Genomic DNA, 24,004 nt, shown 5'->3' on the forward strand with positions numbered 1-24,004 from the left:
GCACGCCACCGAAGACATCGCTTACCCCCCTCCGTCACGGCTGCGCCGCGCCACCTCCCCCTGGCGGGGGAGGAATTCTCTCGAAGTCCGAATGTCGATCGGCGCTAATACACACTCGCGTGTGATTACCGAGGGTGCCTGTGCCTGCGTACACAGAGGTCTGGCGTCGGGTAAAGCGCCGGCCGGTTGTTCGCTGGAACATTGGTGACACGCTTGTCTGCGCCGGATGCCGGACCCGTCCTCGCTCACATGCAAGACGTTTTGCAGACGAGTCAAAGGGGCGGGCGATCTCCGAACGACGGAAGCGATCTGACTTGGGTCCTCCATTAGCCCTCGGTGTTCATCGCAGCCTGAACCGCCACCCGACCGTAGGAATCCCCATGCCAACTCCTTCGTGCAAGGATGAAGCGGGTGCCGATAGCTACCGGATAGCCACCGCAAACTATGTGGCCAGTCTGGCAATGGCGTGGATGACGGTACCTCGACCTCGCGCTAGACCTCCATAGCTCCGTTCGCCACGTCTGGCGGCTCGGCTAGGGCGGACCGTCTGCCGTCACCGGACTGGCGCCGCCGCGGTGCGGGCCAGCAGACGATCGATCGCGGCGAGGCTCGCGTCGACGTCGGCGCGCGCCTGCCCGAGCGGCCCGTCGTCGAGCGCGTCCGCCACCGGCATCGGCCGATGCGGGGCAGGCTGGATGCGACCGCCCGGCACAAGGCTGACCAGTCCGGCCTCGGCAAGGGCATGCGCCTGGATATCGGCGCCGGCGCGCGACAGACGCAGGGCGCGCGCTACGTGAATGCGGCGCACGGTACCGAGGCCGACGATCAACCCCCAGGCGTCGCGCGCGCGCGCATTGCGCGAGCGGCCGGCAAGCGCCGCCAGCCCGCGCGCGTAACGGCGATCGATCCGATGCAGGCGCTCGAGGGATGCCTGTGCCGTGCGCGTCCAATGGGCGACGAGCGCGCTCGCGCGTTCCTCGGTCGTTACATCCAGCCGAAATGCAGCGCGAGGAACGCAGCCGGGCAACAGCGGCGCGCTGCCGCCAGGGCCACAGAGCATGGCGAGGTTGAGCGCCCAGCATCCCGATGGTGCTGCGGCGACATAGTGGGGGAGGGGGCCGCCCGGCAGATCGAGCAGCGCGTCGTGGCCAAGGGCTTCGGCAAAGGCAGGATCGGCGAGCAGCGCGTCGATGGCGCCGATGACGGGCCGCGTCATCCGTAGCGGGTGCTCCACAGGCATCGTGTCCAGCTCCAGCACGAAGGCGAGCGCCCCGGGGCCGGGGGGGCGCGCCAGCGCTGCCTGCGCCGCGTCGAGCAAGGCCAGCGCATCGGGTGCGAAGGGCCGCCTTGCGTCGACCATTTTGGCCAGCGTCGCCGCGGCTGCGGCGATCGCCGGGGATGCATGGTCGGCGAGCCACAGCAGCACGGCGTCACGGCGGGGGTCGTGGGTGAGCAGCACCGCGTCATCATCGAACGTAGCGGCATGTGCCACGCCGGTCTCCCCTGCGCCGGCGTCGCGCCGATACGCGCGCCACGCTTCGGCAACGATGGCCAGCGCGTCGATCGCGCGATGTTCCGGATCGGAGAAGCGCATTGCGCTGTCGCACTGTCCGAGCGCGTAGGCGAGGGAGAGAAGATCAAGCGCAGCCATGGTTTACGCCATTGGCCTACAAATACTAAAATTACGAGGCAGCAGATTCAGCGCTGGAATACCACTTTGCATAATCACACATTATGGTAACGATAATGCACTATTGAGAGGGTATGATGACGACAATCAGGCCGACTGCGGCTGGCGGGGCCCGGGTGCCGCGTGCATGAGTGAGATCATCCTCCACCGTACCGAGGGTGCCAGCCTGCCGACGCGTGCCGCGCGGCGCACGCCGGAGCCGGCCGAGGTCCGGCTGACGCGCATCATCACCGCCTTGCTGCCGCGGGGCGCGGTGCCGATCAGCGAACTCGGCTTCACCACGCAACTCGCCGCGATGGCGGAGGCGAGCAAGGCGGCGCTGGCGGCCGATCTCGCCTGCTATGCCGCCTGGTGCGCCGACGAGCGGCGCCAACCGTTGCCCGCGGACCCCGAGACGATCGTCTTTTACCTCGCGATGCTCGAAGCGCGTGGCGCCAAGCCCGCAACGCTGGCGCGCCGGGTCGCGAGCCTCGCCGGCGTCCATCACCTCTGCGGCCTGACGGAGGGCGCCCAGCCGCCGACCAGCCATGCGATGGTCCGCTCCGCGCTGAAGGCGGTGCGCCGGCGTCGAGGGGCGGCGCAGTCCCAGGCCGCTCCGTTGCGCTTCGGCGCGGCGCTCGACCCCCATAGCAAGGGCTTCACGCTGAGCGCGCTGCTGGCCGCCTGTGGTGGCGACCTCCAGGGACTGCGCGACGCGGCCTTGCTATCGCTCGGCTATGACGCGGGCCTGCGCGTCAGCGAGCTTGTCGGCGTTGAGGAGGCGCAGATCGAGCCGCAGGGGGACGGATCCGCGCTGCTGTTCATCCCGACGTCCAAGACCGATCAGGAAGGGCAGGGGGCCTGGGCGTGGCTGTCGCCGGATACCATGCGCCGGGTCGGTGCCTGGCTGGAGGCGAGCGCGATCCAGTCCGGGCCGATCTTCCGAAGGGTCGGGATCGACCGGCGCCGCGCGCGGGCGGCCGTGCCGCCGATGGCCTATGACGCTATTCCCGGCAATACGCGCCACTGGCAGGCGCGCCTGCGCGGCACGCCGGCGCAGGCCGCGCGCACTGTCTATACGGTGGGTACCACGGCGCTGACCCGGCAGGGGGTCAATACGATCTACCGGCGGCTGGCGCTGAGCGCCTATGATCAGGGGCTCGTCGCCATGCCGGCAGCCGAAGTCGGGGCGGCGGTACGGGCGATATCGACGCATTCGCTGCGCGTGGGCCTGACGCAGGATCTGTTTGCCGCCGGGGAGGATGGTGTCGGCATCGCGCAGGCGCTGCGCTGGTCGTCGCCGTCCACCGCGCTCCGCTACGGCCGCAAACTCGCCGCGCACAGCAACGTGGCGGCGCGCGTGCTGTCGCGCGTGCGGGGGTGAGATCCTCGTCGCCGTCGCTTCTCGATCGCGCATGAGCTGGGCCACTGGCAGCATCATTGCGGCCGGTCGTCGGTCTGCCGGGCGAGTGAGATCGGGAGCTTCAGCCAAAGCGGTGTCGGCATTGGACGGCAAGCCGATAATTGTGCCCCCGAACGTCGCATGCAAGGATCGGCAGATCCCCCTTTTTGCCCGCAGCCCCATGCTGGTGGACGCGGACGCAGGAACTGTCGATCATCACGATGCCGCCGTCATAGGCGCGGTTCACGGCCTCCAGCAGCCGGTCCCAGACACCAGCGGCGCGCCAGCGCGTGAAGCGATTGTACAGCGTGGTGCGCGGGCCGTAGCGCTCGGGGACATCCCGCCAGGACGAGCCGGTCCGGAACCGCCAGAGGATGCCGTTGATCACCCGGCGGTCGTCCACGCGCTGCACGCCGCAGCTGTTGCGCGGCAACAGCGGCTCGATCACCGACCATTTGTGATCCGTCAGTCGTCGAGCGGCAGCAGCGTGTGACGGCAAACTGGTCGGCTCGACGCCAATGACGCGCAAACCCAATCGTGCGAATTTGTCATTAACCTCCATATCTTATGCCCAACTGGCAAGAAGCCAGGGGGCAGTGATAATGCGGATGCGCGGGGAAGTGCCGGCCGGCCGGCGGAACCAGGCAATCGACAGTCTGCGTGGTTTGCTCGTGCTGGCCGTCATCGCCGGCCATTATTACGAGCTGAGCGACCGATATGGGTTCCTGGCATGGCTCGGCGCCGGCGTCCGGATGCCGCTGTTCATCGGTCTTGCCGGCTATCTGTTCAATCTCGAGAGTGCCCGCACCCGGCCGCTGGCGATCACGCTGCGCAAATACGGGCAGCGGCTGATCATCCCCTGGGCGGTCGCGTGCGCGGTGTATCTGACCAGCGCAACGCAGCTCACGCCGCTGTCGCTGCTGACCGTACCGTTGCGGCCGCCGTTCCACTTCTGGTTCGTGCCGGTGATGATGACCTTCATCCTCATAGCCGCGCTGAGCCGGCGCTCGCCGCTCTCCATGCTCGGCGTCGCGATCCCGGTCAGTATCGCCGCCATGTACCTGCTCGGTGTCCAGCACGTCATCCAGCAGGGCTATGCAGCCTGGCTGCCCGATCGCCGCTTCTTCATCTATCCCATCTATTTCTTCTACGGCCTGTGGGTCGCCCAGCGCCGGCTCGATCGCACGAAGCTGTATGCGGCGCTGGCGTTGGCGCCGATCGGCCTGTTGTGGTGGTGCACGCTGTACGTCCACCCCTCGATCCCCGGTGAAGTGGCTGCCAGCCTCATCACCTCTTTGTCGCTGATCTGCCTGCTGCCCGGCATCCGCAGTGCGTCGCTGGTCCTTCCTCTGATCGGCGGCATCGGACGGCAAAGCCTGTTCTTCTATCTGTGGCACCCGATGGTTTTCGCGCTCTGGTCGAGTTCGGGCGTGATCGGCATGCCGATGCTGCTGCTCTCGATCGCGACCTTGTTCGCCGGCTGCGCCTTGCTCGCGCGCAGCGACGCCGCCACCCGCGTCTTCGGCATCACCCGCCGCCCGCCCCGGCCCTCGTCCGAGGTCATCGCGGTGGACCCAATGCCCTTGCGGGAACGCAGCGCATGACATCAGCAAAGGTCCTGGCGCGCACCGGCGTGCTCACCCTAGCCTGGCTCGCGGTCCTGCCGATCTTCACGATGCTGCTCGGCGCGATGGTGCCGATCGTGCCATGGTTGCGCGTCTTCGCCAGCGATATCGTGCCCAATTGGGTGTCCTGGTTCCTGTTGGGGGCGCTGATCATCGGTGCGCTGGGCGTCCTGGCGCATCGTGCGCACGCGACGCGGGTCACGCTCGGGCTGATCGCAGCCGCGGCCGGAACGGCGCTGGCGGCTGGGATCGTCATGCTCCATCTGCTGCAAGTGGCCTGGGCCAATGGCGCCCGGATAGACCTGCTCAGCACCCTGTCGGTGCGCCAATTCAGCGAGGCCGCCAGTCCCGACCGGAGCCTCGTCTATGCGCGACGGCAAGGCGAGGCGCTGTGGCTCGACGTCTATCAGCCGGCCGACGTGCAGGCCGGCCCGCATCGTCCTGTCCTGGTCGTCGTTCATGGCGGTGGTTTCATCGAAGGCAGCCGGCGGGTCGGCGCCGCCAACATGCGCCGCTACGCCGATAGCGGCTGGATCGTGGTGAGCATCGACTATCGCTTGGCGCGACCCGACCGGCCGACCTGGAACCTCGCCACGCACGACGTCCGTTGCGCCCTGCGTTGGGTCGCTGCGCATTCGCGCAGGCTCCATGCCGATGCCGACCGGGTTACGCTGTTCGGCGTATCGGCGGGCGGCAATCTGGCGATGGCCGCCGCCTATACGAATGACGATGGTGCGGACGACGCGCGCTGCGGGTCGCGCACGCCATCGATCGCCGCGGTCATCGTCAAGGCGCCGCTGATTTCGCCGCTGGCCTCCTGGCAGCGGAAAGGCGAGTTGCAGGGGCAGCAGCGCCTGTACATGAGCCGCTATATCGGTGGTCCCCCCGAGCGCTACCCCGAACGTTACGCCGCGCTGGACCTGCGGCGGCTCAGCACGCCCGGCAATCCGCCGACGTTGATCCTCGCTGGGAAAAACGATCCGCTGCTGCCGGCAGCCAGCGTCGAGGATTTTGTGCGCCGGTCGCTGGCGGCAGGCAACGCCGTGGATCTGGTCATGCTTCCCTATTCGGGCCACAATTTCAATACGACCTTCAACAGCATCACCAACCAGCTGTCGATCGCGACGATTACGTGGTTTATGAACCGCTATTCGAAGAAGCCTCCGGAGTCTCAATCCACCAAGGCCACGCCGCCCGTGCGCAGCCTGGCGGCTAGCGCCTCGCTGGTTCGGGGGCGCACGACGGTATCATCCGTGCCGTACAGCAGGAACGCAGGCGGATCACCGGCGCCGGCCCACGTCACCGGCGGCGTTTCCACGGGATCGCACACCTGGCCGAAGGCGGCGAGGCCGGCATAGGCGATCCTGCCTGCCCCAACCGGTAACGATGCGGGGCGTCGGGTCGGCATCGGAAATCTCAACCCGCGTCCATCGGCGCGCGCGCTGTTGATCGTCGCGGGATCAGCGTTGGCGCGACCTGTCGTACGCCGGTTGCCTGCGTTTTCCGTCCCGCGATCAACATCTCCAGCGCGATCGTCGCGATCTGGTCGAACGGCACGCGGACGCTGGTAAGCGGTGTCGGCAGGCGCCCGACGATCGGGATGTCGTTGTAGCCGACCAGGGACACGTCCTCGGGCACGCGCAGGCCGAGGTTGACCAGTGCCGACATCGCGCCGATCGCGGTGTTGTCGTTGACCGCGAAAATCGCGGTGGGGCGGGGATCGAGCCGCATCAGGCGCAGTGCGGCGTCGGTGCCGGCGTCGATGCTGAAACTCGATTCGACGATATGATCGTCGCTCGGGGCAAGGCCTTGCTCCGCCATCGCCTGTCGATAGCCGGCCAATCGTCCGCTCGCGCTCGATGCGTAGGACGGCCCCGCGATGATCCCGATCCGCCGATGGCCCAGGTCGATCAGGTGCCGCGTCGCGAGATAGCCGCCGAGCTGATCGTCGCCGATCGCCGAGGAGCTTTCGCCATCGGTGCGCAGCGCGAGCACATAGGCGATGCCGCGCTCGGCGAGCGCGCGGGGCAGTTCGTCGCCGTCGCGCGCGGTCGCCAGGATCAGCCCGTCGACGCCGCGTTGCAATAGCAGCTCGGCAGCGCGCGCTTCCTCCTCGACGCGGTCGCCGGTCGTCGCCACCAGCGCCATCCGGCCGGTGCGCGCGCAGGCGGCGGCGATCGCCTCGTACAGCATCGCCATCACCGTGTCGGTCAGCCGCGGCACGATGACCCCGATCGTCATCGTCTGGCCGCGGCGCAGGCTTGCTGCCGCACTGTCACGAACATAGCCCAGCTCCGCCGCGACCTGACGCACGCGCCGCGCCGTCTCGTTGTCCGCCACCGGCAGCCGCTCGTCGAGGATCCGCGAGACGGTCGACTTGGAGACGCCGGCGGCGGCGGCGACGCTGTGCAACGTCACCCGCGCGGTCCGGATGCCACTTTCCATACTCTTAGCTCCTGCCATCCCCGGTCGTGCGGGCGACAGCCTGCCCGTTTGTCCCGACGAAATGCCCGAAAGCAGCAATTGACACCAGCATCTTTCAGATCGATAACGGGAACGTTCCCGCAAACGATCCAACGTTGCGGTAGAAGCAGGAGAGCGACGATGAGCCTTCACGATCCCGAAACCCGCCCGACGACCCGCCCCGCGCCCGAGAAGGTCATGGACCTGCGCGGCCTCAACCCGGCGCCGGTGACCGTCTTCACCAAGGACGGCCAGGTCGACTACGAACAGAATGCGAAGCTCGCCAAATGGCTGGTCTCGGTCGAAGGCGTGAAGAGCCTCGTCATTCTCGGCCATGCCGGCGAAGGCACGTTCCTGACCCAGGACGAGCAGGTGAAGCTGATCGAATGTCTGGTCGCTGCGGTCGACGTGCCGATCATCGCCGGCATCACCGGCGAGGGCACCGAGGTTGCGGCGCGCGAGGCGCAGCGCGCGGCCGACGCCGGCGCGACCGGCGCGCTCGTCTATCCGAGCCATGGCTGGCTGCGCTTCGGCTATCAGTTCGGCGCGCCGCAGGATCGCTACAAGGCGATCTACGAAGCCTCCGGCCTGCAATGCATCCTGTTCCAATATCCGGACGTCACCAAGGCGACCTACAACCTCCAGACGCAGCTCGAGATCGCGGCGCAGCCCGGCGTGGTCGCGACCAAGAACGGCGTGCGCAACATGAAGCGTTGGGACACCGAAATCCCGGTGCTGCGCAACGCATTCCCCGAGCTGCAGATCCTGACCTGCCACGACGAATATCTGCTGCACACGATGTTCGACGTCGACGGTGCGCTGGTCGGTTATGGCAATGTCGCGCCCGAACTGCTCGTCGAGCTGATCGCGGCGGGCAAGGCCAAGGATTATGCCAAGGCGAGGGCGCTGCACGACCAGCTGCTGCCGGTGACGAAAAACATCTATCATCGCGGCAGCCATATGGAGGGCACCGTCGCGCTGAAGATCGCGCTGCGCGCGCGCGGCATCATCGACAATGCGATCGTCCGATCGCCGCTGCTCGACCTGACGCCCGAGGCCGAGCGCGAGATCGAAGCCGCACTGAAGGAGGCCGCGATCATCTGATCGGCGCTTTTGCCCAGCAACGCTGCCGGACCCGCGGGTCCGGCAGCGTCTTCCCGATAGACAGACGCGTAGCCGATCCACTCGGACATACGCGCAAATGGGAGAGGATTCATGAACGCCACTCTTGTGTCCGGCGCCCGTCTCGCCAAAGGTCACGCCATGGCGAGCGGCAGAGCCGACAGCGCGGAACTGATCGCGCGTCTCGAACGACTGCCGATCACGCGGCCGGTGCTATGGGCGCGCGGCTGCGTCGGCATGGCGACCTTCTTTGACGGTTATACCACGATCGCGCTCGCCTATGCGCTGCCGATCCTGTCACGCGACTGGGGGCTGACGCCGTCCACCGTCGCGGCGATCATCTCGGCGGGCTATCTCGGCCAATTGTTCGGCGCGATCTTCTTCGGCTGGCTGGCCGAGCGGATCGGGCGCCTGCCGGTGCTGGCGATCTGCATCGGCATCTTCGCGGTGATGAGCGCCGCCTGCATCTTCTCGTGGAGCGCGGCATCGCTGATGCTCTTCCGCTTCGTCCAGGGGATCGGCACCGGCGGTGAGGTTCCCGTCGCCAGCGCCTATGTCAACGAACTGTCGGGCGCGAAGAAACGCGGACGGTTCTTCCTGCTCTACGAACTGCTGTTCCTCGTCGGGCTGACCGCAGCGGGCGGGATCGGCTATTTCCTCGTGCCTTCGCTCGGCTGGCAGGCGATGTTCATCGTCGGCATGGTCCCCGTGCTGCTCGTGCTGCCGCTGCGCCTCTTCCTTTCGGAAAGCCCGCGCTGGCTGATCAATCGCGGACGGCTCGATGCGGCGGACACCGTCATCGCGAAACTCGAGGCGAGCGCGCGCAAGCACGGCCAGCCGCTGCCCGAGCCGACCCCGGTGGCGATCGAGGCGGCGACCAAGCCCCAGCCGGCGGGAAGCTGGGGCGAATTGTTCAGCCCGCTCTACGGCCCGCGCACGATCCTGCTGTGGGTCATGTGGTTCGGCGCGTACATGATCAACAACGGGCTGCTCACCTGGCTGCCGACGCTGTACCGCACGGTGTTCGACATGCCGCTCGAACAGGCGATCGGCTATGGTTTCGCGATGACCGGGGTGGCGCTGGTCGCATCCTTCGTCTGCGCGCTCACCATCGACCGGGTCGGACGGCGCAGCTGGTACACCGGTGCGCTGGTCTTCGCGGCGGTGCCGCTGTTCGCGCTCTGGCTGCTCGGCGCATCGAGCCCGTTCATGGTGTTCGCGCTCGCCACGCCCGCCTTTGCCGCGCTGCAGACGGTGACCTATTCGCTCTACCTCTATTCGGGCGAACTCTACCCGACGCGGCTGCGCTCGCTCGGCGCCGGCCTCGGCTCGGCCTGGCTGCGCGCCGGGTCGATCACCGGTCCCTGGGTGATCGGCCTCATCATGAGTGGCGGGTCGGTCGCACCGGTCTTCCTGACCTTCGCGATCGTCGCGGCGGTGACCGGTCTGGTCGTCTTCCGCTGGGCACCCGAGACGAGCGGCCGCGCGCTCGAGGAACTGTCTCCCTGACCCGCGCGACGGGGGCGGCTGCGGCCGCCCCCGTCATTCGCCCTCGCGACCGACGGACCGCCGCCCAAGACGGTGTGCCGACATGGAGAGCAACGTAATGCGTATGACGTTCAGCGGTCCGCCGGTGTGGCTGGGCCTCTTCCTCGCCGCGCCGGTGGCGGCGCAGACCATTCCGCCCGACCGCAGCGCCGCGCCGCCGCGAAGCGGGCCGCAACGCCCGGCGCAGGATGTGCCCGCCAGACCGGCCGGCAATTATCCCAAGCCGCAGGTCCAGGATGTGTTTGCCGCCTCTGCCAGGGCGCAGGGGCCGTTGGTCGGGGTGGGACGGACGCTCGCCGATCGCGGCATCTACCTCCGCCTGCTCGCCGTCGACGAATTCGCCGGCAACGTCACGGGCGGGCAGGGGCGCGGGGTGGGCAATTCCTATGCGCTGCCGTTCGGCTTCGATCTCGATCTCGACCGGCTGGTCGGCTGGAAGGGGGCGGCGATCCACTATAGCATGAACGTCTCGCGCGGTTCGTCGCTCGCGGCGGATCATACCGGCAATGCGATCAGCTTCCAGACGCGGTACAAGGCGTTCCAGAACCTGCGCCTTGCGGCGCTCGCGCTCGAACAGAATCTGTTCGACGGCAAGGTGAACGTCTCGGGCGGGCGGGTCGCGCCGCTCACCTATTTCAACGCATCGACGCTCTATTGCACCTTCCAGAGCAATTCGGTCTGTTTCAATCCCGCGGTGGTGCCGATCCAGGATCGCGCCCTCGGCTTCTTTCCCTACAACACCTGGGGCGCCCGCATCAAAGTCGCACCGACCAAAAGCTTCTACGCGCAGGTCGGCATCTTCGAGGCGAACACCTCGTTGCTCTCGACCAATGGTTTCGACTGGTCGACCAAGGGGGCGACCGGCCACCAGACCGCGGTGGAGATCGGACTGCAATCGGGTTCGCCGCGCGCGGCGCATCCCTACCACCTGCGGATCGGCGCCTATGGCAACACCTCGGACGTCACGGATCCGATCCTCAATACGCGCGGTCTGCCGCGGATCGGCCCGGGCGGCGCCGGCGGCGCGCCGCTCGTTCATAAGGGCCAGTCAGGCTGGTATGTCATGGGCGATGTGGTGCCGACGACGATAAGCGGCGACCGCAAGCGCCCGGTGACGGTGTTCGGCGGCGTGATCGGTTCGACCGCCGATTACGTGCCCTTCAAGGGGCAGGCGATCGCCGGCGTGATCGTCACAGGACCGTTCGCGGCCCGACCGCAAGATACTCTGGGGCTGGTCGGCAGCTATATCCGCCTTGGCAGCCGCCAGCGCGCTTTGCTCCAGGCGTCCCGCGCGCTGGCCGGTGGCACCGACCGGGTGTTTCCCGACGAAGGCGTGTTCGAGCTGAACTACGGCATCGCGGCTGCGCGCGGCGTGCGGATCAGTCCCAACGTCCAATATATCGTCAGCCCCGACAATTTCACTCAGCCGCGTGCCGTCCGCCGCTCGGGGGATATTCTGGCGTTCGGACTGCGCCTTTCAGTCGACGGCGCCGCGTTGCTTGGTCTGCCCGCGCAGCGTTAGCTGTTTAGTTTCGGCATCTGGCGGATCGGATTGACGATGAACCGATCTGGCTCTGACGTTCAGATTTTGGCGATGTATTCGTAGGGGGTGAGGCCGCTGAGCGTCTTGAGGCGGCGGGCAAAGTTGTAGGCGGCCATGAAGTCGGCGAGAGGCGTCCAAAGCTGGTCGTGGCTTTCGTAGTGGAAGCGTTTGACGGTCGCCTCCCTGATGGTGCGGTTCATCCGCTCGACCTGGCCGTTCGTTCAGGGATGGTTCGGTTTGGTGAGCCGGTGTTCGATGGCGTTCGCCTCGCAGATCATGTCGAAGCGCATATGGCGCGACAAGGCGGTGTTCCGGTTGCGGGGCTGTTCCAACCGGGTGACCGCGAACTTGCTGGTGCGGTCGATGCCAACGAACAGGTACAGCTTGCCCTGGGCGGTCTGCACTTGGCGATGTCCATATAGAAAAGTGATGGGGTAGCGCTTGAAGCGCTGCCGCTTCGGCTTGTCGCCCTCGATATCTGGTAGCCGTGAGATGCCGTGCCGCTGGAGGCATCGGTGCAGCGCTGAGCGCGTCAAGTGCGGGATCGACGGCTGCAGGGCGTAGAGGCGGTCGTCGGGCGGCAGCAGCGTGTGCCGCCGAACGCCACAACCATCGCCTCTTCGGCCTTGGACCAGGTCGTTGAATGAGGAGACTTTGGCCGGTCTTCCAATCCTTGACTGCGCCCGTTTCCGCCACTTCGCGACTGTCTTCGACTTGATCCCCAGCTCCCGGCTCAGCGCCGCGAGCGAAGCTTGCGATCGCTGTATTGCTGCTCGGATAGCGTGCGTGGTCGTGGCGCCCCCGTGACGTACTGGTCCCATACGGCTTTCTTCCATTCAAACGAAAGAATCGCGCCATCAGACCGTGGGATGAAACACCTAAGTTTCAATCGCGCTGATCGAACGCTTACCCGGTGTACGGCTCATGATCGACGAGCGCGAACCTGGTCTACTTCCCTTCACCGCGCCCCGCTACGGCCGCAAACTTGCCGCGCACAGCAACGTTGCGGCGCGGGTGCTGTCGCGCATGCGTGGGTGAACGCGGGGAATTAGCTCGGGCAGAGGCGCGTGCTCCGCGGAGCAACGTCGGCGTATCGAGTGGCTGGTCGGCGTGACCGGCCGATCGGAAATCACGCGACGCAGCAGGCCAATTATGTCTCGCCTGCCGACGCATGTGATTGTACCGGGGCCGCGACGATCACGACCTGGGCAGCATCGACGCCGAAGCGGGAGCGGGCCGCTCCTCCGTCTACGATGTCGGTGACGCCCGTCACCCGCATGGGGAAATGCGATGCATTGCGAAGGAACGGCCTTCTACCGCTGCGTGACAGCGGCCGGCGATCGGATGGGGATGACCGCGTGATGCGGCGCTGCCTGTTCGCGATACTGGCCGCGTTGTCGGTGCCGGCCTCCGCCTGGGCGCGATCGCCCGCGGAGGTGGTGGAACCGTTCATGGGCACCGCCGGTGATCGCGGTCAGCTGTCGCCCGCCGCGGCCGCGCCGTTCGGCATGATCCAGCTCGCGCCCGATACCGATCCGGCCAATCACATCGGCTATGAGCGGGGCGCCGGAGCGCTGAAAGGCTTTTCGCAGACGCGGGCGCAGGGCGTCGGCTGCGGCGGGGGTGGGGGCGATCTGCTGACCAGCGTGACCTATCAGGGCGAGGGCGGCGGGGCGCCGATCGACCGGAGCAGCGAACGCGCCGGCGCCGGCTGGTATCACGTCCGCTACGGCCGCACGCCGATCGTCGCCGATCTGGCGGCGGGGCAGTCGGTGTCGATCAGCCGCTTCACCGCGTCGCGCGCGGGCATTGTGGCGGTCGCGCTGGACCCGACGCACAGCTACGCAGGACACATCGGGCATGACTGGCGGTCGCGCGACGCGGGCGACCTGCGGCTCACGCTGGCGAACGCGACGGTGTGCGGGAAGGGTGTGTATCACCTGTCGGTGGCGGCCCGTTTGCTGGTCGGCGGCCGGCCGGTGTCGTCGCCGGGCGTGCTCGCGCCCGACGGCGTGCTGCGGTTCGCCGTGCCGGTGCGCGCCGGCGACCGCGTCGAGCTGCGGCTGGCGCTGTCCACCGTCGATCCGGAGTCAGCGGCGGCGACGCTGCGTCGCGAGTTGGGGACGCGCAGCCTGACGCAGTTGATCGGGCAGACGCGGCGCGACTGGAACCGCCTGCTGGCGCGGATCGACTTCGATGCGGCGCCCGACCGGCGCGGATTGTTCTACACCGCGCTGTTCCGGGTGCTGCAGATGCCCGCGCGCGTCGATGACAGCACCGGCCGGTTCCGTGGCGCCGACGGTCAGGTCCGGCAGGCTCCCGTAGGGCACCATCGCTATTCGGGCTGGTCGCTCTGGGACAATTACCGCACCCAGGTGCCGCTGGTCGCGCTGGTCGCCCCCGACGTGGCGGCTGACATCGCCGATTCGCTGGTCGGACTGTTCGGCGCGGGCAAGGCGCAATGGGCGAGTGCGACCGAACCCTTTCTGAGCGTGCGGACCGAACATGCCGGCGTCGCCTTGCTCGATCTGTATCGCAAGGGATTGGGGACGATCGATCCTGCGCTCGCCCTGGCGGCGATGGCGGAGGAAACCGACCATCTGCCGCACGCGACGCCGGACGAGCGGCTGGAACAGGCCTATGATCAATGGGCGGTGGCCGAACTGGCGGCGGATCGGGGACGCACGGACCTCGCCCGCGATTTCCGTGCGCGCGCGTTGCGCTATCGTCCGATGTGGCTGGAGGTGTTCCGCGATCTGGGCGCGGATGCCGACGTCGTGAAGGCTCGTGGCCTGTATCAGGGCACGTTGTGGCAATATCGCTGGGCGCCGGTGTTCGACCTGCCGTGGCTGCGGCAACAGGCGCTCGGCCCGGCGCGCTTCGATGCGGAACTGTCGGCGTTCTTCGACCGCGGCCTGTTCAACATGACCAACGAACCGGACATCCACGCGCCGTTCCTGTTCGCGCGCACCGACCATCCCGGCCGGGCGGATGCGCTGGTGGCCCGGCTGCGCGACCAGCCGATCGATCACTGGTACGAGAACCAGCGCAAATATCCCACGCCGATCCATCAGCCGAGCTTCTCGCCGCAGGGGTTCGCGGAGGGAATGGACGATGATGGCGGTGCGATGTCCGCCTGGTATGTCTGGGCGTCGATCGGCCTCTATCCGCTGGTGCCCGGTCAGCCGGATTACGTGCTGACCCGGCCCGCGTCGCCGCGCGTCGTCCTGCACCTCGCGTCCGGACGCCGCCTGACGATAGCGGCACGGGGCGCAGCCGGCGACGGGTGCACCTTCACGCACAACGGACGTCCGGTGGCGGCGCGCACGGTGCGCCATCGCGACCTGCTTGACGGCGGAGTCCTGACCTATGGAGCGCCGTGCCGCGAAGTGGACTGACCGCTGTTCGACTGGGGCAACGTGCACAGGTCCGGCCCGGCATCGTCGCGGCTATGCCGGCTGACTGACCCGCTCGCGGCAGTAATCGTCCAGGAAGGTCTGATGATCCGGCAGGTGGCGGACGGCTGCGGCGATATTGTCGCGCATGGTCTTGAGGGCCGTCCCCAGTTGCTCCGGCGGCATCAGTTGCACCAGCGGGTGGTGGCTCGCCGGCTGGAGCCGCTGACCAAGCATCACCTGCAGCCATGACGCGACGCGGAACAGTTCGTGACTCTCCTGATAGGCATTGGCGCTGTCGCGGAACAGCGCGATCCGCTCCGCGAGGCTGTCGGGGATGCTCATGGCGCGCCGGTCGCGCCAGAACGGTTCGTCGCGTTCGTTCAGATGATAGTGGAGGATGATGAAGTCGCGCACGCCCTCGATCTCGCGCGCTGCCTGTTCGTTGAAGCGGGCGATCGCGGCGGCGCTGGGGCGCCCCGAGGGTACAAGCTGGAGGAAGCGAGTCAGCGCGATCATGATGAGGTGGATGCTCGTCGATTCCAGCGGCTCGACGAACCCGCTGGCGAGGCTGAGCGCGATGCAGTTGCGGTGCCAGGCCGCGTGTCGCCGACCGGTCCTGAATCGGATGAGCCGCGGCTCGATCAGATGCTCGCCCTCGACGGCGGCGAGCAGCCGTTCGCGCGCCGCGTCGTCGTCGAGATAGTCGGAACAATAGACCAGGCCGTTGCCGACCCGGTGCTGCAACGGGATCTTCCAGCGCCACCCTGCATCGTGCGCGATCGCGCGGGTGTAGGGCACGGCCGGCTCGGTCGCGCTGGTCTGCATCGCGAGCGCCCGGTTGGTCGGCAGCCAATGACCCCAATCCTCGAACCCGATGCCGAGCGTCTCGCCGATGAGCAGGGCGCGAAAGCCGGTGCAATCGAAGAACAGATCGCCCTCGACGCGCATACCGTCGGCCAGGACCAGCGCAGCGATGTCGCCGCTCTCGGCATCCTGCTCGACACGTTCGATCCGGCCCTCGATGCGGCGCAGGCCGATCGCCTCGCACTTCTGCCGGAGATAGCGGGCGTAGCGGCCGGCATCGAAATGGTAGGCGTAGTTCAGCGCCGGACTGCCACCCGCAGCGAAGCGTCCGGCCGCCGCGGCCTCATGTTCCAGGCCGTAGGCGCCGAACGGCTCGGCGAGACCCTTGGCGCGCGCCTCCAGCCAGAAATGCTGGAACTCGCTCATCCATGTCGACTTGCCGACGTCACCAAAGGAGTGGATGTAGCGGTCGCCGTCGCGCGCCCAATTCTCGAAGGAAATCGCGAGCTTGAAGCTGGCGCCGGTCGCCCGCATGAACTCCTGCTCGTCGATGCCGATCAGCGCGTGGAAGGCGCGGACGGTCGGGATCGTCGATTCGCCCACGCCGACCGTGCCGATCTCCTCCGATTCGACGAGCGTCACGTCGGCGAGGGCGCCGAGCTGTCGGGTCAGGATCGCGGCGGCCAGCCAGCCGGCGGTCCCGCCGCCCGCGATCACGATACGCTTGAAGCCAGCCGGTTGGGTCATCGGTTGATCCGTTGCAGGAGCTTGGCACGCAGCTGGCGTGCCGACCTGGCGTCGAGCGGTGCGAGCAGGCCGCGCGCCGCCTCCGGCAGATGCGCAGCGGGGCGAACGGCCGCGCCGAAGACGTAATAATCGAACAGCGCGGCCCAGGCGGCCTTTTCCGCCGCCGGCCGGTCGCGCAGGCTCAGCAAACCGTGCAGCACTGTGTCCATCGGCGAATCCATGAAGGCGGGCGCCTCGTTCCACCAGAAGTTGATCATCATGTTGAAGTCGGACAGCGCCTCGACATGATGCCACCAGAGCGCGGGGTAGATCACCGCGTCGCCGGGGCCGAGTTCGGCGACGCGCGCCGCGGCGCGCGCTTCGGCGAAGGCCGGAAAGCGATCGAGGTCGGGCGCCCGGAAGTCGACCAGCGACACCACCTGTCCGCCCGGCGTCGGTTCCAGCGGCCCCGGATAGAGGTTGGCGATCTGCTCCGGCGGAAAGAGCGTGAACCGGCGCTCGCCGACCGCGACACAGGCGATGTTGTTCGACATGTCGTGATGCGCGGACGCGGTCGTCCGGTTGCCGATCCAGATGCTGCGCAGCAGGTTGGCGAATACGGGACCGTCGAGCGGGAGGTCGTTGCCCGCCGCGGCCAGCCCGGGGAAATATTGGTCGAGGTCGGTCGAGCCGACATAGAAGGACGGCGCGTCGGGGTCGCCGAGATGGGCGAGCATCTCGCCGATATAGGCGTCCAGCCCGACACGCCGCGCCTCGAAGTTCAGGCGCGTCAGGCTCTCGTCGTAGAAATAGCGGCCGCCCGCCTCCGCCGGTGCGGTGTACCCGACGCCGGGGCGGCCATTGTAGAAGGAGAGGAGGTAATCGGCGGCGGCCTGCGCGCCGTCACGCCCGGCCGCCACCAGCGGCCAATCGCGCGCCAGCCCGCGCACGACGACGGGCTCGCCGGCGAGCACCAGCGCGCGGGGATCGATCGGCGTCCCGTGCGCGGCATCGATCTCCGCCACGCGGGTGGTGGTGATCGGTGGGGCGGCCACGCCGATGGTCATACCGCCGCCTGCTGGCGGGTCTTCAGCTCGATCAGCCGCTGGATATTGCCGAGCGAGGCGGCGGCGAGGATCGCCCCCTCGAGCAGGCCAACACGGTGCAGCCGCTCCAGCGTCTCTCCCGACAAAGCGGCGAGCGCCTGCCGATCGACGGTGAACAGGCCGGGAAGGTCGTAGGTCAGGTCGTCGCGCAGGCTGATCTGCAGCGTGATCGGCTGGAGCAGGCCCGCGTCCCGCCACGCGGCGTAGATCGCGGGCGCGGTTTCCAGCCCCTCGTAGATCGTGCGCAGGATATCGGTCATGTGGTTGAGCAGCGGTGCGTTGCCGCCATGCTCCTTGAACACGGGCAGGCCATCCGGCGCGCCGACGCGGGGGTCATCGAGGTCGACGTGCACCATCGGCTCGGTCGGCTCGTCCTGATCGGGTTTGGCGCGAGTGAGGGCGATGGAGAAGGGGCCGCGCCGCTGGAAGGCCGGCACGTAGCCGCTGGTCCAGCGTTCGCCGTCGAGGAACAGATTCTCGTCGCGGTCGAGACCCAGCAGCACATAGGCCTGGAAGCCATCGCCTTCGGGCCGGAACACGATCGGGAAGGACCGCTGCGCCTCCTCGAATTCGGCGGGGAAGATCGGCAGCTGGTTGACGCTGTCGCCGAACGCCGCACCCGCGCGGATGGCGACGCGCAGATCGGCATGATCGACATTGTTGAGCAGGACTCGGTTCATCGACGGGGCATCTCTTTGCTCAAAGCGCAACAGGCGGGATGCTGCACGATTTTTTACGGGTCGGCTAGCGAAGGGCGCGGCTTCCCCGGAGAAAAAAAGGCCGCTCCGAAGAGCGGCCTCAGAGGGGAGGGGACGGATCGAAGGATCAGAAGCGGTAGCGTGCGCCGAGCAGCAGCCGCGGCTTGTTCTCTTGGGCGAAGAAGGTCTGGTTCTTCGACCGGCCGTAGCTTCGCACCGACTCGCTGGTGAGGTTGATGCCTTCCAGCGACACCGCGATTTGCTTGCTGATGTCCCAGCTGACGTTCAGGTCGACCGTGCTGTACGGCGCGAAGAACACCGGGTTGCGATCGGTCGTGCCGCCGCGGCCAATCTCCGACAAGAACTTGTCACGCCAATTGTAGGTCAGGCGTGCAGAAATGCCGTTCTTGTCGTAGATGAGCGAAGCATTCGCGGTGTCGGACAGGCCAAGCAGCGCGAACTGATCTACCGTTGGCGCCGCAAGAACATCGATGCCGACGTTGCCGCGGACCAGGGTGTAAGACGCCGCCACGCCGATTCCGGTTTGGCCGAAAAAGTACTGGCCGGCGAACTCGGCGCCGTAGATTTCCGCGTCGCGGTTGTTGATCGGCGATGCGATCGAGAAGATCGCCAGCGGATCGTTGGCGTCCGGCGTGATGTCGACCGACCGCGACAGGGTGTCGAAATAGCCCTGGTTGACCGAGGTGCCCGAGCTGTTCGCGCGGATGTCGGCATCGGTCTGCCCGACGTTGCCGCCGTTCTGGATCAGCCGCGCCGTGTAGCTGAACAGGTTGATGTCCGAGCGATCGAGGCCGAGCCGGCTCAGCGCCGCCGCCGCGGTGCCCGAGCGCGATCCGGCAGCGCCGGTGGTCGCGTCGCGCAGCCCGAACAGATTGCCGTTCGACAGGCCGGTGCCGACGAAGTTGCGGACCCGCTTGTCGAAGAAGCCGGCGGACAGGTAGCTGGACGACTTGAAGTACCATTCGGCCGACACGTCGAAATTGTCCGAGATCAGCGGTCGCAGGTTCGGATTGCCCGTCGTGCCGTTTGGCTGACCGCCGAACAGCGTGGCGCGGCTGCCCGCCCCCGCCGTCGAGCTGACGAACTGGTCGCCGTAGGACGGCCGCGCGATCGTCCGGCTGAACGACACGCGCGTGATCACGTTGTCGAACGGCGAGATCTGGAAGTCGATCGCGGGCAGCAGGTTGTCGTAGCTGCCGCGGCCGGACAGCGGCGTCGCGGTCGCCGACCCCGGCACGTTGAAGTCGTTGTCCGACGTCCAGACGATCGCCGACGGTCCGTTGACCCGCGAGAAGGCGCGCACCTTGGTAACCTCGTAGCGGGCGCCGACGACCAGCGTCGCATCGGCGCCGGCGATCTGCCCCTTCCAAGTCAGCTGGCCGTAGACCGAGGCGATCTTCTCACGGATGCTGTCGTCATTCGCGGAACCGGCGCTGACCGCGTTGCCGCGATCGGCATAGATCTGCGAGAACAGATTGGTGAGCGCGACGGCATTGCCGCGGAAGGCGTTGAGACCGGGGCCGGTCACCCCCGGCTTGAAATGGTCGAACTTGCAGGTCAGGCAGAAGGTCTTGATCAGATCGGCGGCCTGCGCCTCGACCTCACCGGGGTTGCTGATGCTCCAGTCGCCCAGCGTCTGCGTCGTCTGCGTGCGGGTCGACCGCAGCTTCGAGTCGATGTAGCTGCCGCCGAATTCGGCCTTGCTGCCCTCGCCCAGATCCCAGCCGAGACCGAGCTGCGCCTGGTTGATGGTCTGGATCTGCCGGGCGGTGTTGGTCCGCGCGACCTGGGTGCCGAGATCGCCGACGTCGAGCTGGTTGTTGCAATTGCCGATCACGCGGCCCGGGCCGCTGCTCGTCGGCAGGGCACGGCAATCGTTGATCGTCTCGTTGATCTGCGGGAAGCCGCGCGACCAGTCGATCGTCTGGCCGTTCACCACGTTCGCACCCATCGAGAACAAGGTGGAGCTGGCGCCGTTCGACGCATCCGGCAGCGCCTGCGACTTGGAATGCTGGATGTCGGCGACCAGCTTGAACTTGTCGGTGACGTCCCAGGCGGCGTTCAGGCCATATTCCTCGAGCTTGTCGCGGGTGGCGCGGAACTGCTGCTCGTAGCCGGTGTCTTTCGGGTCCGGCACGGCCTGCGAGATGACGGTCGCGGTCGGCACCGGGCTGTCGTCGAACGTGACGCTGCCGAAGGGGCGGTTGAGCCAGTTGGTCTGGTCCTGCCGCGCCTCGCTCTGCTTGTTCTGCGCCCACAGCACGTCGGCGGTCAGCAGCAGGCTTTCGACCGGGCGATATTGCAGCACGCCCGAGGCGTTGATGCGCTCACGCGTCGATTCGGAGAAATGGTAGCGCGCGTCGTTCGGGAAGGCGATCAGGCTGCCGCTTGGCGGACGGTTCGTGACGACCGTGTTGGCGCCGATGATATCGCCGGGATTGTCGATGGTGCGGATGTTCCACGCGTTCGACGTGGAGCTGGCCGCCGCCGAATTGCGTTTCTGGTAGCTACCAAATAGCGCGACGCCGAAGGTATCGCTATCATTTTTCCAGTTGATGAGGCCGGAGACTTCGGGCGTGATCTTCGCCAGGCCGTCCTCGTCCTTCTCGATGCTGGTGTCGTAGACCGCCTTGGCGCCGACCGAGCCCGAGAAGCCCGCCTGGCGCGAGTCGAGCGGCTTGCGGGTGATGACGTTGATCGTCGCACCGATGCCGCCGGTCGGGATCGCCGCGCGGCCGGTCTTGTAGACCTCCAGCGTGCTGACGCCTTCCGAGGCGAGGTTGCCGAAGTCGAACGAGCGGCCGGTGGCGGTGGCGAAGTCGACGCTCTGGTCGCCGCCGACGCCCTGCAGGTTGGTCGCGGGCAGCTGACGGCCGTTCAGCGTCACGAGGTTGAAGCCGCCGCCGAAGCCGCGCGCCGTCACTTCGGAGCCTTCGCCGTTCACCCGGTTGATCGACACGCCGCTGACGCGTTGCAGCGACTCGGCCAGGTTGGTGTCGGGAAACTTGCCGATGTCTTCGGCCGAGATGGCATCGACGATGCCGTTCGAATTGCGCTTGATGTCGATCGCGCGGTTGAGCGATGCGCGGATACCGGTGACGACGATATCCTCGCCCGTGCCTTCGGTCGCGGCGCCGGTCGTCGCGCCATCCTGCGCGGCGCGCGATGCGTCCTCCGATCCCGGCTGGGCGTTGGTTGCGGGCGCATTCGTATCGTCGCCGCCGCCGACCACCTGCGCGGCCGCGGGCACGGCGATGCACATCGCGATCGCACCGATCGACGTCGTGCGGACGAGCGCACCTATAAGCTTAGGACCCCTCATATTTCCTCCCCATACGGCTAGATTGCCGTTTTTATCGCGGGCGGCCTGTGGCTCGCCCGACGCCGCGAAACTAGCTGCGTGTCCTACGTTGTCAATGGCAATGAAAGTATACAAAACGAGTGTGTTAGCTGTGTCACGCCATAGGTTGGAAAATGCCGTGACGGGCCCGGGAATGACGCCTTTCCGCCGGTCGCGGCGCTGCGTGGTTCAGGCCGGCGTGAGCGTCAGGAAGACGTTGGCGGTCAGTCGGCCCGTGCGCGGGTCGGCGCTGAGCAGGGCGGGCGACGCGACAATCCCCGAATGCAGGACACAGCTGCGATACACGATGATCCGGTTCATCGCGGCCGGCACCCGCGCGGTTTGCTCGAACCAGGGCGCGCCGTCGTCGACATAGCCGTCGGGCGTGCCTTCCGTGGCGCGCCGGGCGGTGTAGGCGGGCAGGCGGCGGTCGTCCAAGACCTCGAAGCCGGTCGCGCGATGGCGATAGAATGCCGTGCCGCCCGCCGCGCCGTCGCAGAGGTAATGCAGGATCGCGAACTGCAACGGTTCGACCGAGTCGACGTGCGGCACGCGTTGCGGTGGCGCCAGTGCGTCGGGCGACAAGGTGACGAGCGAAAAGGCCCCCTGTGCGCTCGCCGGCCGCACCGGCCCGAGCCCGAACGCCTGCGACAGCGGCCCGACGAGCACGTTCACGACGGCCTGGATATAGGCGTTGGGCAGCGCGGCGCGCAGGCCGGGGTAGCCCCCTTCGGGTCCGAAGGCCGGCCGGAAGGCGCTTGCGGCAGCGAGGTCCACCAACCCCGCGGGATCGGCGAGGAACCCGTCCGCGGCCAGCAGCGGTTCCTGCTCCGCGCCAATCAGCGATGCGTTCAGCCGCGCGCCCCGCGCCAGGTCAAAGGATGCCGTCATCGTCACTCGCCTCCCGTCGAGGCGCACCGGCGGCGCGCGCCGGCTGCGCTGTTCCGGCCATGCGGATGATCGGTCGACGGGTGCGGCACGCTGACGTGAGCCCGCTCAGACGATCCGGTTGCGCCGGATGACTTCCTTGTACCAGGCGGCACTCAGCTTCGGCGTCCGCTGCTGCGTCTTGAAGTCGACATAATGGATGCCGAACCGCTTGCCGTAGCCGTCGGCCCATTCGAAATTGTCCATCAGGCTCCACAGGAAATAGCCCTTGAGCGGATAGCCTTCGGCGACGGCGCGGCGGAACTGGCCGACATAGTTGCGCAGGTACATGATCCGGTCCGCGTCATCGATGCGCCCGGCGGTGACGGGATCGTCCGCCGATGCGCCGTTTTCGGAGATGAACAGCGCCTTCGGTCGCCATAGCTCGCTGACCATGCGCACGCCCCAATAGGCGACCTCCGGGCCCACCACGAGCCAGGGCGACGCCATCCGCGGCGACGATGCGATATGCGGGATGACGGCATAGCCCTTCGCTCCGGCATCGGCGCGCACCCATTCGGGCGCGTAGATGTTGAGCGCGACGAAATCGAGCGGACTGCCGATCGCGGCCATGTCGCCATCGCGCACCTTGGGCGCGGCCGCGCCCTGCTCCTCCAGATAGCTGTCGAGATACCGCCCCTCCATGATCGCGGTCAGGAACATCGCGTTCTTCTCGCGCGTCGCGGTCTTCGCCGCGGCGATGTGCTCGGGCGTCTCGATCACCGGGATGTGGAAGCTGGTATTGTCGGCGATGCCGACGCGCGTGCCGGCCCGGCCCGCCGCGCGGATCGCCTGCACGCCCAAGCCATGCGCCAGCACGCCATGATGGCGGACCTGGTTCACACCCGCGGCGGCGAGCGTCAGCCCGGGCGCGTGGATGCCGCGCAGATGGCCGAGGTCGGTGAAGCAGGCGAGTTCGTTGACCGTCATGAAGTCGTGCACGCGATCCGACAGCTTGCCGGCCATGAACCCCGCATAATCGGCGAAGGCGTGCGCGGTGTCCCGGTTCTGCCAGCCGCCGGGCAGCGCCTGCGGCAGGTCCCAGTGGAACATCGTGACATAGGGGCGAATACCGGCGGCGAGCAGCGCGTCGATGACGCGGTTGTAATAGTCCAAGCCCTTGGCATTGGGCTTGCCGCGCCCGTCGGGGAATATCCGCGACCAGGCGATTGACATCCGGTAGCTGTTGACGCCGAGCGCCTGCAACAGGCCGATGTCCTCTTTGTAGCGATGATAGCTGTCGCAGGCGACATCGCCGGTGTCGTTGTTGGCGACCTTGCCCGGCGTATGCGAGAACACGTCCCAGTTGGTCTGGCCGCGGCCGTCCTCCCGCACCGCGCCCTCGATCTGATAGGCGGCGGTCGCGCAGCCCCAGCGGAAATCGGCGGGGAAAGACAGGTCGATCGGATCGGCGCCGGCCCGCTGCGTCGCCGCGGCCAGCCCGGCACCCGCGACGAGTCCATTGCGTAGCATCTCGCGGCGGTTCATCGGCTCTCCCTCATCGTCATCGTGCGTGGCGTCGGTGCCATATCGCGCCGATGTGTCTCACGTTGTCAATCGAGCAGTTCGGCTATTTTTCGTATCCGATCGGGTCGCCGGAGTGGACCGAAAG

At 67.4% G+C, this 24,004-nt stretch carries 15 protein-coding genes and 2 pseudogenes; 7 read left to right on the top strand and 10 right to left on the bottom strand.

Annotated features, from left to right (window positions below):
* Window positions 1-553: 553 nt before the first annotated feature.
* Entirely contained in the window at window positions 554-1,651 is a 1,098-nt protein-coding gene (locus HD841_RS14785; protein WP_179509641.1) for a hypothetical protein, read from the bottom strand.
* Between the two features lie 166 nt (window positions 1,652-1,817).
* Here HD841_RS14785 and HD841_RS14790 point away from each other — a divergent pair, with 166 nt between their 5' ends.
* Window positions 1,818-3,053, top strand: coding sequence for an integrase (locus HD841_RS14790; RefSeq protein WP_179509642.1), 1,236 nt, complete (start codon window positions 1,818-1,820; stop codon window positions 3,051-3,053).
* Window positions 3,054-3,225: 172 nt separating this feature from the next.
* Here HD841_RS14790 and HD841_RS14795 read toward each other — a convergent pair.
* Window positions 3,226-3,540 (bottom strand): annotated as a pseudogene (locus tag HD841_RS14795) (IS5 family transposase); the annotation flags it as partial.
* Window positions 3,541-3,679: 139 nt separating this feature from the next.
* Here HD841_RS14795 and HD841_RS14800 point away from each other — a divergent pair.
* Entirely contained in the window at window positions 3,680-4,675 is a 996-nt protein-coding gene (locus HD841_RS14800; protein ID WP_179509643.1) for an acyltransferase family protein, read from the top strand.
* The gene (locus tag HD841_RS14805) at window positions 4,672-6,054 is read left to right on the top strand and encodes an alpha/beta hydrolase (RefSeq protein WP_179509644.1); all 1,383 of its coding nucleotides are present in this window, start codon (window positions 4,672-4,674) and stop codon (window positions 6,052-6,054) included. The genes HD841_RS14800 and HD841_RS14805 overlap by 4 nt, the downstream gene beginning before the upstream one ends.
* A gap of 58 nt (window positions 6,055-6,112) precedes the next feature.
* Here HD841_RS14805 and HD841_RS14810 read toward each other — a convergent pair whose 3' ends face one another.
* Window positions 6,113-7,141: a LacI family DNA-binding transcriptional regulator gene (locus HD841_RS14810; RefSeq protein WP_179509645.1), complete on the bottom strand. Its 1,029-nt coding sequence runs from the start codon at window positions 7,139-7,141 to the stop codon at window positions 6,113-6,115.
* Between the two features lie 159 nt (window positions 7,142-7,300).
* Here HD841_RS14810 and HD841_RS14815 point away from each other — a divergent pair, with 159 nt between their 5' ends.
* The 3 genes from HD841_RS14815 (at window position 7,301) to HD841_RS14825 (ending at window position 11,351) form a co-directional block, all read left to right on the top strand.
* Window positions 7,301-8,263, top strand: coding sequence for a dihydrodipicolinate synthase family protein (locus HD841_RS14815; RefSeq protein ID WP_179509646.1), 963 nt, complete (start codon window positions 7,301-7,303; stop codon window positions 8,261-8,263).
* A gap of 111 nt (window positions 8,264-8,374) precedes the next feature.
* Window positions 8,375-9,790 (top strand): MFS transporter, encoded by a 1,416-nt coding sequence (locus HD841_RS14820; protein ID WP_218845575.1) that lies wholly within the window; start codon window positions 8,375-8,377, stop codon window positions 9,788-9,790.
* Window positions 9,791-9,887: 97 nt separating this feature from the next.
* Complete coding sequence (locus HD841_RS14825; protein WP_179509647.1) at window positions 9,888-11,351, top strand: carbohydrate porin; 1,464 nt, start codon at window positions 9,888-9,890, stop codon at window positions 11,349-11,351.
* Here HD841_RS14825 and HD841_RS14830 read toward each other — a convergent pair.
* Window positions 11,348-12,193, bottom strand: a pseudogene (locus tag HD841_RS14830) (integrase core domain-containing protein). The gene HD841_RS14825 and the pseudogene HD841_RS14830 overlap by 4 nt on opposite strands.
* Window positions 12,194-12,733: 540 nt before the next feature.
* On the opposite strand from HD841_RS14830, the gene HD841_RS14835 reads away from it, so the two are divergent.
* A complete protein-coding gene (locus HD841_RS14835; protein WP_179509751.1) occupies window positions 12,734-14,770 on the top strand; it encodes a glycoside hydrolase domain-containing protein in 2,037 nt (678 codons plus the stop codon).
* Between the two features lie 51 nt (window positions 14,771-14,821).
* Here HD841_RS14835 and HD841_RS14840 read toward each other — a convergent pair whose 3' ends face one another.
* From HD841_RS14840 to HD841_RS14865, 6 genes are all read right to left on the bottom strand, one after another.
* Complete coding sequence (locus HD841_RS14840) at window positions 14,822-16,321, bottom strand: tryptophan halogenase family protein (protein ID WP_179509648.1); 1,500 nt, start codon at window positions 16,319-16,321, stop codon at window positions 14,822-14,824.
* A complete protein-coding gene (locus tag HD841_RS14845; RefSeq protein WP_179509649.1) occupies window positions 16,318-17,367 on the bottom strand; it encodes a cupin-like domain-containing protein in 1,050 nt (349 codons plus the stop codon). The genes HD841_RS14840 and HD841_RS14845 overlap by 4 nt, the downstream gene beginning before the upstream one ends.
* On the bottom strand, window positions 17,364-18,086 hold the full coding sequence (locus tag HD841_RS14850) for a SapC family protein (protein ID WP_179509650.1): 723 nt from the start codon (window positions 18,084-18,086) through the stop codon (window positions 17,364-17,366). The genes HD841_RS14845 and HD841_RS14850 overlap by 4 nt, the downstream gene beginning before the upstream one ends.
* A gap of 145 nt (window positions 18,087-18,231) precedes the next feature.
* Complete coding sequence (locus tag HD841_RS14855; protein ID WP_179509651.1) at window positions 18,232-21,447, bottom strand: TonB-dependent receptor; 3,216 nt, start codon at window positions 21,445-21,447, stop codon at window positions 18,232-18,234.
* Between the two features lie 207 nt (window positions 21,448-21,654).
* The gene (locus tag HD841_RS14860) at window positions 21,655-22,356 is read right to left on the bottom strand and encodes a DUF6445 family protein (RefSeq protein ID WP_257015628.1); all 702 of its coding nucleotides are present in this window, start codon (window positions 22,354-22,356) and stop codon (window positions 21,655-21,657) included.
* Between the two features lie 105 nt (window positions 22,357-22,461).
* Window positions 22,462-23,880 (bottom strand): GH1 family beta-glucosidase, encoded by a 1,419-nt coding sequence (locus HD841_RS14865; RefSeq protein ID WP_179509653.1) that lies wholly within the window; start codon window positions 23,878-23,880, stop codon window positions 22,462-22,464.
* Window positions 23,881-24,004 lie beyond the last annotated feature (124 nt).

It is taken from the genome of Sphingomonas melonis (assembly GCF_013409985.1).
GTDB classification, from domain to species: Bacteria; Pseudomonadota; Alphaproteobacteria; order Sphingomonadales; family Sphingomonadaceae; genus Sphingomonas; species Sphingomonas melonis_A.